Origin of the sequence: Sulfitobacter sp. W027 (assembly GCF_025143985.1) — a bacterium.
Lineage (GTDB): Bacteria > Pseudomonadota > Alphaproteobacteria > Rhodobacterales > Rhodobacteraceae > Sulfitobacter.
This window is the reverse complement of sequence record NZ_CP083566.1, coordinates 12,148-28,598: the sequence shown is the minus strand read 5'-3', so window position 1 is coordinate 28,598 and position 16,451 is coordinate 12,148. Positions and strand designations below refer to the sequence as shown.

16 protein-coding genes are annotated in these 16,451 nt (G+C 61.4%); 15 read left to right on the top strand and 1 reads right to left on the bottom strand.

What is annotated here, in order from left to right:
- Positions 1-66: 66 nt before the first annotated feature.
- Positions 67-765, bottom strand: coding sequence for a GntR family transcriptional regulator (locus K3759_RS17675; protein ID WP_259986126.1), 699 nt, complete (start codon positions 763-765; stop codon positions 67-69).
- A 305-nt stretch (positions 766-1,070) separates the two neighbouring features.
- Between K3759_RS17675 and K3759_RS17670 the strand changes: the two genes are divergently transcribed.
- The 15 genes from K3759_RS17670 (at position 1,071) to K3759_RS17600 (ending at position 16,392) form a co-directional block, all read left to right on the top strand.
- The gene (locus K3759_RS17670) at positions 1,071-2,078 is read left to right on the top strand and encodes an ABC transporter ATP-binding protein (protein WP_259986125.1); all 1,008 of its coding nucleotides are present in this window, start codon (positions 1,071-1,073) and stop codon (positions 2,076-2,078) included.
- Positions 2,075-3,184 carry an ABC transporter ATP-binding protein gene (locus K3759_RS17665; protein WP_259986123.1) on the top strand — a complete coding sequence of 370 codons (1,110 nt, stop codon included), beginning with the start codon at positions 2,075-2,077 and terminating at the stop codon, positions 3,182-3,184. The genes K3759_RS17670 and K3759_RS17665 overlap by 4 nt, the downstream gene beginning before the upstream one ends.
- Positions 3,185-3,225: 41 nt before the next feature.
- The gene (locus tag K3759_RS17660; protein WP_259986122.1) at positions 3,226-4,740 is read left to right on the top strand and encodes an ABC transporter substrate-binding protein; all 1,515 of its coding nucleotides are present in this window, start codon (positions 3,226-3,228) and stop codon (positions 4,738-4,740) included.
- 68 nt (positions 4,741-4,808) lie between these two features.
- Positions 4,809-5,753: an ABC transporter permease gene (locus K3759_RS17655; RefSeq protein WP_259986121.1), complete on the top strand. Its 945-nt coding sequence runs from the start codon at positions 4,809-4,811 to the stop codon at positions 5,751-5,753.
- Complete coding sequence (locus K3759_RS17650; protein WP_259986120.1) at positions 5,753-6,652, top strand: ABC transporter permease; 900 nt, start codon at positions 5,753-5,755, stop codon at positions 6,650-6,652. The genes K3759_RS17655 and K3759_RS17650 overlap by 1 nt, the downstream gene beginning before the upstream one ends.
- 11 nt (positions 6,653-6,663) lie before the next feature.
- Positions 6,664-8,457: a gamma-glutamyltransferase family protein gene (locus K3759_RS17645; RefSeq protein WP_259986119.1), complete on the top strand. Its 1,794-nt coding sequence runs from the start codon at positions 6,664-6,666 to the stop codon at positions 8,455-8,457.
- 3 nt (positions 8,458-8,460) lie between these two features.
- On the top strand, positions 8,461-9,222 hold the full coding sequence (locus tag K3759_RS17640) for a DUF1028 domain-containing protein (protein ID WP_259986117.1): 762 nt from the start codon (positions 8,461-8,463) through the stop codon (positions 9,220-9,222).
- A gap of 4 nt (positions 9,223-9,226) precedes the next feature.
- Positions 9,227-10,069 carry a sulfite exporter TauE/SafE family protein gene (locus K3759_RS17635; protein WP_259986115.1) on the top strand — a complete coding sequence of 281 codons (843 nt, stop codon included), beginning with the start codon at positions 9,227-9,229 and terminating at the stop codon, positions 10,067-10,069.
- A complete protein-coding gene (locus K3759_RS17630) occupies positions 10,066-10,779 on the top strand; it encodes a FadR/GntR family transcriptional regulator (protein WP_259986113.1) in 714 nt (237 codons plus the stop codon). The genes K3759_RS17635 and K3759_RS17630 overlap by 4 nt, the downstream gene beginning before the upstream one ends.
- A gap of 198 nt (positions 10,780-10,977) precedes the next feature.
- Entirely contained in the window at positions 10,978-11,958 is a 981-nt protein-coding gene (gene phnD / locus K3759_RS17625) for a phosphate/phosphite/phosphonate ABC transporter substrate-binding protein (RefSeq protein WP_259986111.1), read from the top strand.
- Between the two features lie 54 nt (positions 11,959-12,012).
- A complete protein-coding gene (gene phnC, locus K3759_RS17620; protein ID WP_259986108.1) occupies positions 12,013-12,795 on the top strand; it encodes a phosphonate ABC transporter ATP-binding protein in 783 nt (260 codons plus the stop codon).
- Entirely contained in the window at positions 12,792-13,586 is a 795-nt protein-coding gene (gene phnE, locus K3759_RS17615) for a phosphonate ABC transporter, permease protein PhnE (RefSeq protein WP_259986106.1), read from the top strand. Before phnC ends, phnE (K3759_RS17615) begins: the two co-directional genes overlap by 4 nt.
- The gene (gene phnE / locus K3759_RS17610) at positions 13,583-14,392 is read left to right on the top strand and encodes a phosphonate ABC transporter, permease protein PhnE (RefSeq protein ID WP_259986104.1); all 810 of its coding nucleotides are present in this window, start codon (positions 13,583-13,585) and stop codon (positions 14,390-14,392) included. The genes phnE (K3759_RS17615) and phnE (K3759_RS17610) overlap by 4 nt, the downstream gene beginning before the upstream one ends.
- Complete coding sequence (locus tag K3759_RS17605) at positions 14,389-15,294, top strand: TIGR01459 family HAD-type hydrolase (RefSeq protein WP_259986103.1); 906 nt, start codon at positions 14,389-14,391, stop codon at positions 15,292-15,294. The genes phnE (K3759_RS17610) and K3759_RS17605 overlap by 4 nt, the downstream gene beginning before the upstream one ends.
- A 114-nt stretch (positions 15,295-15,408) precedes the next feature.
- Entirely contained in the window at positions 15,409-16,392 is a 984-nt protein-coding gene (locus K3759_RS17600) for a TRAP transporter substrate-binding protein (RefSeq protein WP_259986101.1), read from the top strand.
- Positions 16,393-16,451: the final 59 nt, after the last annotated feature.

Sequence of the window (16,451 nt, the reverse complement as noted above, 5' to 3'; positions counted from 1 at the left end):
TTTGTTTGTCGACATAAAAACAAGACGTAGTTCATGTCTTCCGAATTACAGTATTTTTACAGTAACTTAGAGATCGATATGTTGCCGTCGGTCGCGTGAAATCAGTGCCTGAATCTGCCGTACAATCTGGTCGGCATGGGTTTCGGCCAGAGAATCCGCACGGGAGATATCGCGGGTTTCAATGGTCGCGATCAGGTCTTCATGCTCTTGCACATACTCATTTGGAAGCTGGTCGTCGAAGGACTGGTAGTACATCCGCAAAAGCCGCCGCCCCTCATCCAAAAGCCGCAGGCAGAGCGATTCGTAATAGGGGTTACGCCCCGCGCGGGCGATCTCGGCGTGGAACTCTCGATTTGTGGCAATCATTGACAGCGCGTCCTGCGCCGCCACCGCCTTGGCAAATTCCGCCTGACGCGCGCGGATGCGGGCCATATCTGCCGCGGTATGAAACTGCGCCGCGAGGCGGGTCGTGACGCGGTACATCAGGGTCATCGCATCGAAAAAGGTGTGCAGGTTCATGAAGTCGATGTTCGACACCACGGTCGAGCGGTTGGGCAGCGTGGTCACCAGCCCTTCGCTTGCCAGTCGCACCAATGCCTCACGGATTGGGGTGCGCGACATCGACAACCGCTCGGAGAGGCGAATCTCGTCGATGGGACTGCCGGGGAGCAGAGTCAGGTCTAAGATTTCATCGCGCAGGATCGAATAGACAAATTGCGCCCCGGACCCGCGCTTGCGCTCTGCCGATTTAGGTTTGCTGGTCATGGGGTTATGCCGCTCTGATTAGGAATTTACCGCTCTTTCTGGGTAAAGCAAGAATTCGGCGGTCCTACAATAGTGCGCCCGGACCGGGAAGTGCGCTGCGACGACCAAAAACCAAGTGGTTTGGGCAAATGCGCTGTTTTCAGAACGCACAAAAGATGGGCATAGATGCCAAAATGCCAGCAGACTTTACACTTAACCAACTGAATAATAAGACAATTCGTATAATCTCATTTCTCCGGATTGACAGGAAGAAATTTGCAACCGCATACTCGACCAATCTTATATTGGTTCAAGAAAGCGGTCCATTGCCCAGCCCTGACACCGGTTCCGACAAGGTTTTGCTCGAAGTGCGTGACTTCAGCCTGCGTTTTCGTGGCGCGCCGAGCGACCAGATCAATCACGTCAATTTTTCGGTCAGCCCGGGCAAAACGCTCTGCGTTGTCGGGGAGAGCGGCTGCGGCAAGAGCGTGACCTCACTTGCGATGATGGGGCTATTGCCTGCAGGTGCGGCGACGATCGGATCAGGGGAGATGATCTTTGAGGGGCAAAAGCTCGATCTCGCCGATCACACTGCAATGCGCAAATTGCGCGGCAGCCGGATGACCATGATCTTTCAAGAGCCGATGACATCCCTCAACCCCGCCTTCCGCATCGGCGATCAGATTGTTGAGGCCGTGCTAGCCCATAGCGATGCCAGCAAAGCCGAGGCCGAGGATAAGGCGCTGGCGATCCTCAAGCGGGTCGGTATTCCGGCGGCGGAAAAGCGGATGCGGGATTACCCGCACCAACTGTCAGGCGGTATGCGCCAGCGGGTGATGATCGCCATGGCGCTGGTGAACGACCCCGCGCTGCTGATCGCGGATGAGCCGACCACTGCGCTTGATGTGACCATTCAGGCGCAAATCCTCGAGTTGATCCGCGACCTTCAGGCCGAGACCGACATGGGCACGATCATGATCACCCATGATTTGGGTGTCGTGGCCGAAATCGCTGATACCGTGGCCGTCATGTATGCGGGCACCATCGTCGAGACTGGTCCGGCGGAGCGTATTTTTAACGATCCGCAGCACCCCTATACCATCGGCCTCATGTCTTCGATCCCGCAGTTGAGCGGTCCGCGCGGGCGTTTGGCCACCGTACCGGGCATGGTGCCGACGACGCAGAACATGCCCAAAGGCTGCCGCTTTGCCACGCGCTGCCCCTTTGCTCAGCCGATCTGCGCCAAGGAGCCGCCGCTTGCTCCGCTAGAGAGTGGGCACGCTGTGGCCTGTCACTTCGCCCCGCTGGAAACACATCTGGAGCAGAGCGCATGAGCGACCATATCCTCAAAGCGCGTGCGCTGAAAAAGCACTTCAAGACTGGCGGCGGCATGTTGGCTGCAAGTGGCACGGTGAAGGCCGTCGATGGTGTCTCCTTTGATGTGCGGCGTGGAGAGACATTTGCCATCGTCGGCGAGTCCGGCTGCGGTAAATCCACCCTCGCGCGGCTTTTGATGCGGCTGCTGACGCCGACCGAAGGTAATGTGCAATTTGACGGCGCTGATGTGCGCAGCCTTGCCGGGCGTGATCTCACGGCGCTGCGCCGCGACATGCAGTTCATTTTTCAGGACCCCTTTTCCTCGCTGAACCCGCGGATGAGTGTCGGCAAGCTGGTCGGCGAACCGCTGGAAACGCATTTCCCCAAGATGTCCGCCTCTGAGCGGCGCGGCAAAGTGGCGGAACTGCTGGCCAAAGTCGGCCTGCGCCCCGAGCACGCGGAACGCTACCCACATGAATTTTCGGGCGGCCAGCGCCAACGGATCGGGATTGCCCGCGCGCTGGCCTCGGCCCCGAAACTGGTGATCGGGGATGAGCCTGTCTCGGCACTCGACGTCTCAGTGCAGGCGCAGGTGATTAACCTGCTCGGCGATCTGCGCGATGAATTGGGGCTCACACTGGTCATCATCGCCCATGACCTCGCTGTGATCCGCCATATGAGCGACCGTGTGGCGGTGATGTATCTGGGCCAGATCGTCGAACAGGGCGTTGTCGATACGGTCTACAACCACCCGCGTCACCCCTATACCCGGGCGCTCCTCTCGGCCATTCCGGTTGCCGCCCATGGTGCGCGCACGCCGCAGACCGCGCTTGAGGGTGAGATGCCAAGCCCGGCCAATCCGCCTGCGGGCTGCCGTTTCCACACCCGTTGCCCCTATGCCAAAGAACGCTGCGCGAGTGAGCCGCCTGCCTTGCGCGAAACCGATGCAGGCGACGGCCATATCGCCGCCTGCCACTTTTTCGAAGAGATCGCCGCCGCCACGCCGGACCTCGGCCTTGCCGATGCGCCCGAACGTGCCCCCGGCGCGGCTGCGCGCTTTGCGCTTTACCAAGACGCCATGCGGGATCGGACAACGCTCCGCCCCCGCCAAGACCAAGAATAACAGGCTGAACCAGACTTAATGAAACGACAGGAGAGTCCGAAATGACACTGACCAAAATGACCCTCGCCGCCGCGCTACTTGGGGCCACGACCCTCGGCGCTCAGGCGGCTGACCTGCGCATCGCGCTGCAATCTGACGCCGATGTGCTGGACCCCGACCAGTCGCGCACCTTTGTGGGGCGGATCGTCTATACCTCGCTTTGCGACAAGCTGGTGGACATCACCCCCGATCTTGAAATTATCCCGCAACTGGCGACCGAATGGTCCTTTTCTGAGGACGGCAAGCAACTGACGATGAAGCTGCGCGATGACGCGGTGTTCCATGACGGCACGCCCTTCGACGCCGAGGCCGTGGCCGCCAACATCGACCGCAGCCAGAACCTGGAAACCTCACGCCGCAAATCCGAGCTGAGCTCGATCACCGGTGTCGAAGTGCTGGGCAGCCACGAAATCCGTTTTGACCTGGCCGATGCCGACGCCACATTGATGGCCCAACTGGCCGACCGCGCGGGCATGATGGTCTCCCCCACCGCCGCCGAAGCGGCAGGCGATGACTTTGGCCTCGAGCCGGTCTGTTCCGGCCCCTATCAGTTCAAAGAGCGCGTCGCGCAAGACCGCATCGTGCTGGAGAAATTCGCCGACTATTACAACGCCGACGAATACCACTTCGACACCGTCACCTATTTGCCGATCCCCGACACCACCGTGCGTCTGGCGAACCTGCAATCGGGCGACATCGACATGCTGGAGCGTCTGGCCGCGACCGATCTGGCGCAGGCCGAAGGTGACGACGGCATCAAGGTCGAAAGCGCCGTGTCGCTGGGCTATCAAGGCATCACCATCAATGTCGCCAATGGCGAAAAGGGCGACAACCCTTGGGGCAACGACAAACGTCTGCGTCAGGCGCTGAGCTATGCCATCGACCGCGAAGCAATCAATCAGGTCGTCTTCAACGGTGCCTTCGCCGCGGGCAACCAGCCCTTCCCGCCGAACTCGCCTTGGTACAGCACCGACTTCCCCGTGCCCGAGCGTGACGTAGAAAAGGCCAAGGAACTGCTCGCCGAAGCGGGCTTTGCCGATGGCATCGACCTTGAGGTACAGGTGCCTAACACCACGATCCCGCTGCAACTGATGCAGGTCGTACAGTCCATGGCGGCTGAGGCGGGGATCAACATCTCGATCACCTCCAAGGAATTCGCGACGCTGCTGGCCGACCAATCGGCGGGGGACTATCAGGCGAGCCAGATCGGCTGGTCGGGCCGTGTGGACCCCGATGGCAACATCCACCAGTTCATGACCTCCGATGGCGGCATCAACGATTCCAAGTTCTCGAACCCGGAAGTGGATGAGCTGCTGAACAAAGCGCGCAAATCCAACGATCAAGACGTGCGTCGCGAAAGCTATACCGCGGCCCGTGCGATCCTGAACGAAGAGCTGCCGATCGTGTACCTTTACCACCAGACATGGATCTGGGCGCTGGATTCCGACATCACCGGTTTCACCCCCTATCCTGATGGCATGATCCGCCTTGCGGGCATGAAAAAAGAAGAAGGGTAAAACCTTCCCCATACGCATCGCCGGGCCGGTCCCGGCGGTGCCCCTCCCTCTGAGTGAGACATTTCAACATGCTGTCCTTCATCCTGCGCCGTGTGGTGATCGCGATTCCGACGATCATCCTGATCTCGGTTTTTGTCTTCACCTTGCAAAAGCTGCTGCCGGGCGACCCGGTGCTGGCCATGGCCGGCGAGGAACGCGACCCGCAGGTGCTAGAGTTCCTGCGTGAAAAATACCGGCTGAACGATCCCATCCCGGTGCAGTATTTCACTTGGATCGGCAACGCGCTGACCGGAGATCTTGGTATCTCGCTGCGCACCAACCAGCCGGTGCTGGAACTGATCGGGCAGAAACTGCCCGTAACCATTCAATTGGCCACCATGGCGATGATCTTTGCCATGCTGATCGGCATTCCCGCAGGCATCTTTTCGGCGGTTAAGAAGGGCACGCTGACCGATTATATCGCGAATGTCGTAGCGCTGTCTGGCCTTTCAATCCCGAACTTCTGGCTCGGCATCATGCTGATCTTGCTGGTCTCGGTGAAATGGAAGCTGTTGCCTGCCTCGGGCTATGTGCCGCTGAGCGAAGACCCTGTGCGTTCCATCACCGTCATGCTGATGCCCGCCTTCGTGCTGGGCACCGCGCTTGCCGCGACGCTGATGCGCCACACCCGTTCCGCCATGTTGAGCGTGATGAGCAGTGACTATGTCCGCACCGCCCGCGCCAAAGGGTTGGTTGAGCGCAAAGTCATCCTTAAACACGCCTTTCGCAACGCGCTGACGCCGATCGTTACCCTGACCGCCCTGCTCTTTGGTGAGTTGATCGCGGGCGCGGTGCTGACCGAACAGATTTTCACCATCCCCGGCTTTGGCAAGCTTGTGGTCGATGCGGTGTTCAACCGGGATTACGCCGTGGTGCAGGGGATCGTGCTGGTCACCGCCGTCGGCTTCATCTTCATGAACCTGCTGGCCGATGTCGCCTATGTGCTGCTGAACCCCCGCCTGAGGAAGCAATAATGGCCCAACCTGCCACACCCATCACCATCGACGCCGAAAGTGCGGCTGATCCCGTTCTCTCGGCCCGTCCCGAGAACCGGGTCTGGAAGAAATTCCGCCACCACCGCAGCGCCATGCTGGGCGGGGTGCTGGTGGTTTTCTTCTGCTCCATCGCTTTGCTGGCACCGCTGCTGCCGATCCCCGACCCGTCTGCTACCGACTGGGGCGCGGTGCGCAAAGGGCCGTCCGCCGCGCATTGGATGGGCACCGACGAGCTGGGCCGCGATGTGCTGAGCCGTCTGATCTGGGGGGCACAGGCATCCCTTCTTGCGGGTGTCGTTTCTGTCGCCATCGCGCTAGGGCTTGGCGTGCCCCTTGGCATCGTTGCGGGTTATTTCGGTGGTTGGACGGATGCGGTGATCTCGCGCTGCACCGAGGCCCTGCTGGCTGCGCCCTTCCTTATCCTCGCCATCGCGCTGGCCGCGTTTTTGGGGCCCAGCCTGACCAACGCTATGATTGCCATCGGCATCTCTGCCACGCCGATCTTCATCCGCCTGACCCGCGGTCAGGTGCTGAGCGTCGCCGCCGAGGATTACGTCGAGAGCGCGCGTGCCATTGGCCTGTCGACCCCACGCATCCTGCGCCGCTATATTTTCCCCAACGTGCTGCCGCCCGTGCTTGTGCAGGCCACGCTGACCGTCGCCACTGCGATCATCGCCGAAGCCTCCCTGTCCTTCCTTGGCCTCGGCCAGCAGCCCCCTGCGCCCTCTTGGGGCTCGATGCTGAACACGGCGAAAAACTTCCTCAATCAAGCGCCTTGGATGGCGCTCTGGCCCGGCATTGCGATCTTTATGGTCGTGCTTGGCTTTAACCTTCTCGGCGATGGTCTGCGCGATGCGCTGGACCCGCGCGAACACTGACCGGAGACGACATGACCACCTTCACCACCCGCCCCGAGATCCGCGGCTCCTTCGGTGTCACCACCTCAACTCATTGGATCGCCTCGACCGTGGGTTTTGGCATCCTCGAAAAAGGCGGCAATGCCTTTGACGCCGCCGTGGCTGCGGGTTTCGTTTTGCAGGTGGTCGAGCCGCATCTGAACGGCCCGGCGGGCGATCTGCCGATCATCTTTCACGACGCGGAGAAGAAGGCGACCAAGGTCGTCTGCGCCCAAGGGGTCAGCCCCGCCGCCGCCAAGCTGGAGCATTTTGAGGAACTCGGGCTTAAGCTAATCCCCGGCTCGGGGCTTCTGTCGACAGTGGTGCCCGGTGCCTTTGACGGCTGGATGCTGATGCTGCGCGACCATGGCACCATGGGCCTGCGCGACGTGCTGCAGCCCGCGATCGACTATGCCCGCGACGGGCATCCGGTGCTGCCGCGCGTGTCGAACACCATTAAGGGGCTGGCCGAATATTTCGCCGCCGAATGGCCCAGCTCCGCCGCCGTCTGGACGCCGGGCGGCGAAGCGCCAGAGCCGAATGCCAACTTCAAAAACCCCGATCTGGCCGCCGTCTATGAACGGATTCTGCGCGAGGCCGAAGCCGCAGGTGAGGACCGCAACGCGCAGATCGAGGCAGCGCGCAAAATCTGGTCCGAAGGGTTCGTGGCCGATGCAATTTTCGACTACCTCGAAGACGCCTGCGTGCATGACGTGTCAGAGCAAAAGAACAGCGCCCTCTTGGCGCGCCAAGACATGGCCAATTGGCAGGCCAGCTATGAAGACACGCTCACTTACGAATACCACGGCTGGACGGTGCACAAGACCCATGCATGGTCGCAGGGGCCAGTGTTTTTGCAAACCCTCGCCATCCTCAAACATTTCGATCTTGCCGGAATGGACCCGATGGGGGCCTCTTTCACCCATACGGTGATCGAGGCGATGAAACTTGCCTATGCTGACCGCGAGGCCTATTACGGCGACCCCGAACAGAGCATCATCCCGATGGAAGAACTGCTCTCTGACGCCTATAACGCTGAGCGCGCGAAACTGGTCAACGGAAAGGCTTCGCTAGAGCAACGCCCCGGCGTGATTGCGGGACTAGAGCATCTGGCCGAGCGTTATATCGAACGGGCTGCCCGTGATTTCGGCATCAAGAACGCCGCCCCCCAAGAGCCGACGATGGCCCATCTGACCGAAAAACGCGGCGATACCGTGCATCTTGATGTGATCGACCGTTGGGGCAATATGGTCTCGGCCACGCCTTCGGGCGGGTGGTTGCAAAGCAATCCGGTCGTGCCGGGGCTTGGCTTTCCGTTGAACTCGCGCGCGCAAATGTTTTGGCTTGAGCGCGGTTTGCCCACCTCCCTCGCCCCCGGTCGGCGTCCGCGCACCACATTGACCCCCTCCTTTGCCGAACATTCGGACGGGCGGCAGTTGGTTTTTGGCACACCGGGTGGCGACCAGCAGGATCAATGGCAGTTGATCTGGTTCCTGCGCTTTGTGCATCACGGGCTCGACCTGCAAGAAGGCATGGACGCGCCGCTGTTCCACACCATGCATTTTCAAAGCAGCTTCTACCCCCGCCAAGCCCTGCCCGGCGAGATGATGATCGAACCCAATGTCGGGCCTGCCGTAATCGATGGGCTGCGCGCACGGGGCCATATCGTCACCGTGGCCGAGCCTTGGTCAGTGGGGCGGATGACCGCCGCGCTGCGCCACCCCGATGGCAGCCTTCAGGCCGCCGCGACCCCCCGCCTCATGCAGGCCTATGCCGTAGGACGTTAACCCATGACCTATTCCATCATCGCCCGTGATCCTGACACCCATGAGATTGGCATCGCCGTCGCCAGCCGCTTTTTCGCCTGCGGTGCCGTCGTGCCTTACATCGGGCGGCGGGTCGCCGTGGCCACGCAGGCTTTCGTCAACCCGCTTTGGGGGACCGAAGGACGGCGCATGTTGGAAAGCGGCGACCCGGCCGAAGCTCTGCTGAAGGAATTCGCCGCACGCGACGCGGGGCGCGACATCCGCCAGTGCCACATGCTTGACGCCAAGGGCAATTTTGCCGCGCATACCGGCACGGGCTGTGTCGATTGGGCCGGGCACCGCGTAGGGACCATTCATTCGGTTGCGGGCAATATGCTGACCGGGCCGGAGGTTGTGGAGGCCACGTTTGAAACCTATGCCGCGCGCAGTGACTTGCCGATGGCCGAACGCCTGCTCGCCGCCATGCGCGCGGGCGAAGAGGCGGGCGGTGACAAACGCGGGCGTCAGGCGGCGGGGCTGGTGATCCACCGCGGGCAGGACCATGCCTATCTCGACCTGCGCGTCGACGATCACGGCGATCCGCTCAGCGAACTTGACCGGCTGCTTGAAGTCGCAGGAGAGCGCTACCTCCATGTGGCCGAAGCGATGCCAAGCCTCGACAATTTCTCGGGCACCTCTGATCGCGCGCCGATTGATGCCGCGATTGCGCGGGCCGAAGAGGCGCGCCGCGCCGCGGGGAAACCCAGCCGGTCGCAGGCGACAGATTTAGAGACAAAGAAAGATTAAATCGATGAACGCGCTAGACCTCGGCCAGCTTCTGCCCCTCCTCGCCATTGCGGTGACCGCCGGTATTTTCGGCGGTATCCTTGCGGGCCTGCTTGGCGTGGGCGGCGGTATTGTGATTGTGCCGGCGCTCTATCTGGCCCTGTCGACGGCGGGGATGGACCCGGCAATTACCATGCAGGTGGCTGTGGGTACGTCGCTGGCAACTATCGTCTTTACCTCTCTCTCCTCGGGCTATGGTCACTTCAAACGCGGCGCGATTGATATGGACTTGCTGAAACTCTGGGCGCCGTCGCTTTTGGTTGGCGTTGTCATCGGCGCGCTTTTGGGGGGCTATGTCTCAGGGCTGATTCTCGTTGCGGTCTTTGCCACCGTTGCAGCCCTCGTCGCCCTCGACATGATCCTTCGCAAGACCAAGGACGACCCGACGCCGCGTGGCTTTGCCAAGCCGATCTGGGCAGTGCTGGGCGTTGTGACGGGCGGGCTGTCGGCGATGATGGGCATCGGAGGCGGCACCATCGGCGTGCCGTTGCTAAACTTTCTGGGCTATGACATCCGCCGCGCCGTTGGCACCTCTGCCGCGATCGGCTTTATCATTGGGCTGCCCGGTGCGGTGGTCTATGCGCTGACCGGGCTTGGTGCCGAGGGGCTGCCGCCCTTCTCGCTTGGCTATGTGAACCTTGCCGCTGCGGCGATCATCATCCCGCTGACCTCCAGCTTTGCCCATGTCGGTGTGAAATTGGCACATAGCATCCCGCGCCGTGCGCTTCGGTTTGCCTTCGGAATTTTCCTAATGATAACGTCTTTGCGTATGTTGTTTGATCTATTCGAAGTGTTTTCCAAGTCATGACCCAGAATCCCCAGCCTGCCCCAAGAGAAGACGAGTTGGCCGAGCGGCTGCGCAGCGCGATCCGGCAGGGGGATATTCTTAACGATGGGCGCATGCCGCCCGAACGAACACTGGCTGAGCATCTGGGCGTGAGCCGTGCGCGGTTGCGGCTGGCCCTCGGCCTTCTGCAAGAAGACGGCACGATCTACCGCCGCCACGGCCAAGGCACATTCGCCACACCGCCGCCCGCCACCAATGCCGACAGCCTGCGCCATCTCGCGCGGCAGGTGACGCCAAGCGATGTGATGGAAGTGCGCCTTGAGGTTGAACCTGCCCTTGCCGCCCTCGCTGCCGACCGCGCTCGCCCGCAAGAGATCGAACGGCTGGACCAGTTGATGCGCGCCACGCTGAACCTCAGTGACCCGGACGCCTATGAGGCGGCGGATGACATGTTTCACTATAAGATTGCTGAAATGGCGCGGAATCCGTTGTTCCTCACGGTCTACGAATCCATCCGCGCTGTGCGACGCGAAGTGGCTTGGACCTCCCGCCGCCGCACCTATCACGCGCCTGAAACGCTGCAGGTCCTCGGCGAGCAGCATATGACGCTGAACGACGCCATCGCCCGGCGCGACTCCCTCGGCGCGGCTTCGGCGATGGAGCAGCATCTGCTGACCGTGTCCAAAACCCTGCTGCGCGACCGGGTGCGTAAGATCGAACTCGATCTTTAAGCGGCACGCGCGCCCTATCTTATGTTACGTTCAATCGCGGTGACGCTTGCCTTGCTTTGGGGTGGGTTGTTACAGCTATATGACAAAACTGTTGGTGCGCGCGCCGGAATAGCTTGCAAACGAAACTGTTCGATGTTCGTATCCGCGCATTATTGTATTCCGCGCCACATGCGCGGTTTTCTCAGGGAGGAGAACGCAATGTCTCATAAATACCTATTCGCCGCCGGTCTCACCGCGGCCTTCACACTCACGGGCAGCTTTGCCTTCGCGCAAGAAGACTGCGAGCGCGGCCAGCTGGACAAGATGTTCTGCGATGTCGACGGTGATCTGGTCGCCGACGCGCCCACTGATCCCGAAATGCTGAAAGATCCTTCGACACTGGTTTTCGCCTATACCCCCGTCGAAGACCCGGCGATCTACGAAGACATCTGGACTCCCTTTATCGAGCATCTCGAAGAGGTCACCGGCAAAGACGTGCAGTTCTTCGCCGTGCAGTCGAACTCAGCCGAGGTCGAAGCCATGCGCTCGGGCCGTCTGCACATCGCGGGCTTCTCCACCGGGCCGACACCTTTCGCGGTGAACCTCGCGGGCGTTGAGCCCTTTGCGATCATGGGCGCGGATGACGGCCAGTTTGGCTACAAGCTGCAGGTCTACACACAAGCCGACAGCGACATCAAAGAGATGAAGGACCTCGCCGGCAAGCGCATCGCGCATACCTCGCCCACGTCGAACTCCGGCAACCAAGCGCCCCGCGCGCTGTTCCCCGATCTGGGCGTTGTGCCCGATGAAGACTACGAAGTGACCTATTCGGGCAGCCACGACCAGTCCATGCTGGGTGTTGTCGCGGGCGACTATGACGCGGCGCCTGTGGCCTCCGAAGTGGTCGACCGTATGGCTGAGCGTGGTCTCTATGACCCTGAAGACGTGCGCATCGTCTGGGAAAGCGATCCCTTCCCGACAACCTCTTACGGTGTCGCGCATGACCTCGCGCCCGAGCTGAAGGACAAGATCAAGGAAGCCTTCTTCTCCTTCGACTTCGAGGGCACCGCATTGGGTGAAGAATTCGCGGGCGTGAGCAAGTTCATCCCGATCACCTACAAGGATCAGTGGGCCGTGATCCGTCAGATCCAAAAGGCGAACGGTGTCGAGTACACGCCCCAAGGTCTAGCGGCTGAATAATCGTTTAACGTCAGGGCCGGCAAACAAGTCGGCCCTGCACACAAGGTATCCTACATGTTGAAAATTACCGACCTCGTGAAGCGCTATGGCAGCGGTGATCCGGTGCTGAAAAACCTCGACTTGACGATCGAGGGCGAAAGCGTCGTTTCGATCATCGGTTCCTCCGGCGCGGGCAAATCCACATTGCTGCGCTGCATCAACCGCTTGGTGGAGCCGAACACGGGGTCGATCAACCTCAACGGCACCGAACTGACCAGCCTGCGAGGCCGCAACCTGCGCGCCGCGCGCCGCAAGATCGGCATGGTGTTTCAGGGCTTCAACCTCGTCGACCGTCTCACGGTGATGGAGAACGTCCAGTCCGGCCGCTTGGGCTATATCTCGACATGGGCCGCCGTGACCCGCCGCTACCCCAAGGCCGACATCCGCCGCGCCTATGAGCTAATGGAACGCGTCGGCATCGCGCAATACGCCAACACCCGCGCCGACCAGCTGTCGGGCGGTGAACGCCAGCGTGTCGGCGTGGTCCGCGCCCTGATGCAAGACCCCGACATTCTGCTGGCCGATGAGCCGACCGCCTCGCTCGACCCCAAGACATCCGAGCAGATCATGGGCCTGCTGCGCGATCTCGCCGGTGAGCTGAAGTTGCCGGTATTGATCAACATCCATAACGTGACCGAGGCCAAGGAATACACCGACCGCATCGTCGGCATGCGCTATGGCCGGATCATCTTCGACGACGTACCCGCCAAGCTTGACCAAGAGGCGATGGACAAGATCTATGCCGGCAGCCCGCATGCCGACCGCGCCCAAGGCGCGGACAGTGGGGCCGCAGCATGAGCGCCCCCCGCGACACTTGGAAAAAACCGCCCTTCATCGCCAACCCGGCTCTGCGGTGGGCGGTGATCCTCGGCGCTGTGGCCTATTTCGTCTGGGTCGGCACCACCATGCCGGTCGACTGGAACCGCGTCGTCGAAGGCTTTGGCCGCGCCGGGCGCATCTTTGGCGGGGCCTTCCCGCCCAGTTTCGAACGGTCGGGCCTGCTGATCGACGGCTTTCTCGAAAGCCTGAAAATCGCCATCCTCGCCACCGCGGGCGGCGTGCTTCTGTCGATCCCCATCGCCTTCATGGCAGCCCGCAACGTGGCGCCGAAGCCGATCTTCTACCTCGGCCGCGCCATCATCATCGTGGCGCGCAGCTTTCACCCGGTGATCGTCGCGATCCTCTTCGTCAAGGCCGTGGGCTTCGGCCCCTTCGCCGGGGTGCTGACGCTGATCGTCTACTCCGTGGGCTTCGTCGCCAAGATGCTGGCCGAGCGGATTGAGGAGATCGACTTCGGCCAAGTCGAAGCCCTGCGCGCCGCCGGGGCACCCTATTTCTCGACGCTGAGCTACGCAATCTTCCCGCAGATCATGCCACGCCAAATCGGTCTCACGATCTACCAGCTTGACAGCAACCTGCGCGCTTCGGCCGTGGTCGGCATCGTCGGTGCCGGCGGCATTGGCGCGACGCTGGCCAATGCCTTTGGTCGCTATGACTATGACTTTGCGCTGGCCATCACCATGGTCATCGTCGGTGTGATCCTTGTCTCCGAAGCCGTCAGCGGCGTGATCAGAAAGCGCATCCAATGACGACCCTTGCAGAGAAATTCGGCCGCGACGACTGGACCCGCTTCACCCTGCGCCAGCGCATGACGCGCTACGGCGTGATCTTTGGCTGCGCGCTCGGCATCGCTTGGGCGCTGACCTCGATCGAGGTCATCTGGGCTTGGGTCTGGGGCGCGCCAGAGCAGATCGGCGACCTTTTCGGCCGCATGTATCCGCCTGACCCCAGCAACCTCGAAACCATTCTCAAGGTGCTTTGGGACACGGTGAACATCGCCACTTTCGCCACCACCTTTGCGGTGCTGCTATCGCTGCCAGTCGCCTATATCGCGGCGCAGAATACCACACCGAACCGCGCCACGCTCTGGCTCGGGCGGCTGATCCTCGTGACCTCGCGCTCAGTGAACACGATCATCTGGGCACTGCTCTTCGTCGCGATCTTTGGCCCCGGCGTGGTGGCGGGCATCCTCGCGATCATGTTCCGCTCCATCGGCTTTGTCGGCAAATTGCTGGGCGAGGCGATTGAAGAGATCGACAAACGCCCCGTCGAAGCACTCGAAGCCACAGGCGCCTCGCGTTTCAAGGTCATCGCCTATGCCATCGTCCCGCAGGTCATGCCGACCTTCTGGGCGGTCTCTATTCTGCGGTGGGACATCAACCTGCGCGAATCCACCGTTCTAGGCCTCGTCGGCGCGGGCGGCATCGGGATCATCCTGCAGGGGGCCATCGACACCTTCAACTGGCCCGAGGTCGCCACGATCCTCATCGCGATCATCGTGCTTGTGATTATTGGCGAGGTCATCTCGGCTTTCCTGCGCCGCCGCATCCTGTGAGCGCCGCGATTGACCCCGCGCGGGCGCTGGCCGAATACCAGCGCCTGCGCCCCCGCTTGCCCGCCTGCGATACGCAAGGCGCGGGAAGAGTTGCGGCACGCTTTCTCGATATCGTCGCTCCCTATGACCTTATCTTGTTCGACGCCTACGGCGTGCTTAACGTCGGCGAGACTGCCATTGATGGAGCCGCGCAGACCATCGCCGCCCTGCGCGATATGGGCAAATCGGTCATGGTCGTTAGCAACTCCGCCGCCTACCCCAAGGCGCATATGATGGACCGCTACGCCCGCCTTGGCTTTGATTTCACGCTTGATGAGGTGGTCACCAGCCGCGAAGCGCTCTTGCACCACGTTGCGCAAGAGCCTACGCGCCACTGGGGCGTGATGTTGAACCCCGATAAAGACATGGGCGAAATTGCTGACCTTGGCGCGACCGTTCTGGCCGATGACCCAGCGGTCTATGATCGGGCCGAAGGATTCCTTCTGGTCGGGGCGGACGGATGGACGGCTGCGCGGCAAGAGATGTTGGAAGCGAGCCTAGCCCGCCACTCCCGGCCCGTTTTCGTCGGCAACCCCGATCTCGTCGCCCCGCGCGAGGATGGTCTGTCGCTCGAACCCGGATGGTTCGCGCATGGCCTGATCGACGCAACCGGCGCCTCGGTGCACTTCTGCGGAAAGCCTTTCCCGGATATTTTCGATCTCGCTCTCGCGCGATGCAGCGCCATCGACCCTGCTCGCGTGCTAATGGTGGGCGACACGCTTCACACCGATATCCTTGGCAGTGCGCAGGCGGGTTTTGCCACGGCATTAGTCACCGGGCACGGCTCTCTCTTAGGTTTGGATGTAAGCGCGGCGATCAAGGACTCTGGTATCGCGCCCGATTATATCGTCAGCAAGATCTGACCCGAAAGGCTGTGGAAACATTGTCCACAAAGCACCTGCACCCCATTGCCATTTTAACCATCCATCGCTAGCAGTTTTCATGACCTTGTTAATAAGATCGCTGGAGGATACAAAATGTTCAAAATCACCACGCCCACGGCAATTTTCGCCACTTTGGCCGCGCTCACCGGGGGAGCACTGAGCGCCGAAACCGAAGTCAAGATCGGCTACGCCCTCGCCCCCGACAGCCACTACGGCGTCGCGGCGCAGAAGTGGCAGGAAGTCGTCGAGGCTGAGACCGACGGCAAGTTCACCTTCCGCCATTTCCCATCCTCGGGTCTGGGCGGTGAGCGCGAGGTCGTCGAGGGCCTGCAGCTTGGCACCGTTGAGGCGACCATCGTCTCCACTGGCACGCTCAGCAACTTTGTCCCCGCCACCGGCGTGACCGACATTCCTTTCCTGTTCCGCAGCCTTGACCACGCGCGCCGCGTGCTCGACGGCCCAATCGGTCAGGACATCCTTGCTGAATTCGACAGCGCGGGCATGGTGGCACTGGCTTGGGGTGAGCAGGGCTTCCGCCACATCACCAACAACCGCAACGCGATTGAAACTCCCGAAGACATCGCGGGCATGAAGCTGCGCACCATGGAAAACCCGGTGCACCTTGATGCTTTCAACGCCGCCGGTGCCGCCCCCACCCCGATGGCATGGCCCGAGGTGATCAGCTCGCTCCAGCAGGGCACCATCGACGGGCAAGAAAACCCGCTGTCGGTGATTGTCTCGGTGAAACTGGACGAAGTGCAGAAGTACCTGACGCTTTCGGGCCACGTCTATTCGCCCGCTATGCTGTTGGTTTCCAAGCCGTTCTGGGAAGGCCTGTCTGACGAAGACAAAGCCGCCTTTGAGAAGGGTGCGACCGAGGCCGTCGCCGCCATGCGCGCCTTTGTGGATGATGTGGAGCAGAGCGGCGTCGCGACCCTGAAAGAGCGCGGCATGGAAGTGAATGAGCTCACCGAAGAGCAAAAAGCAACCTTCCGCGCCTCCATCGAGAGCGCCTATGAAGGCTACTATGAGACCTACGGTAAAGAGCTGATCGACCAAATCGCCGCGACTGAGTAATCACGTCGTTAAAAGAAAAGGCGGCCGGAAGCAGCGCTTCCGGCCGTTTTGCACGGGAG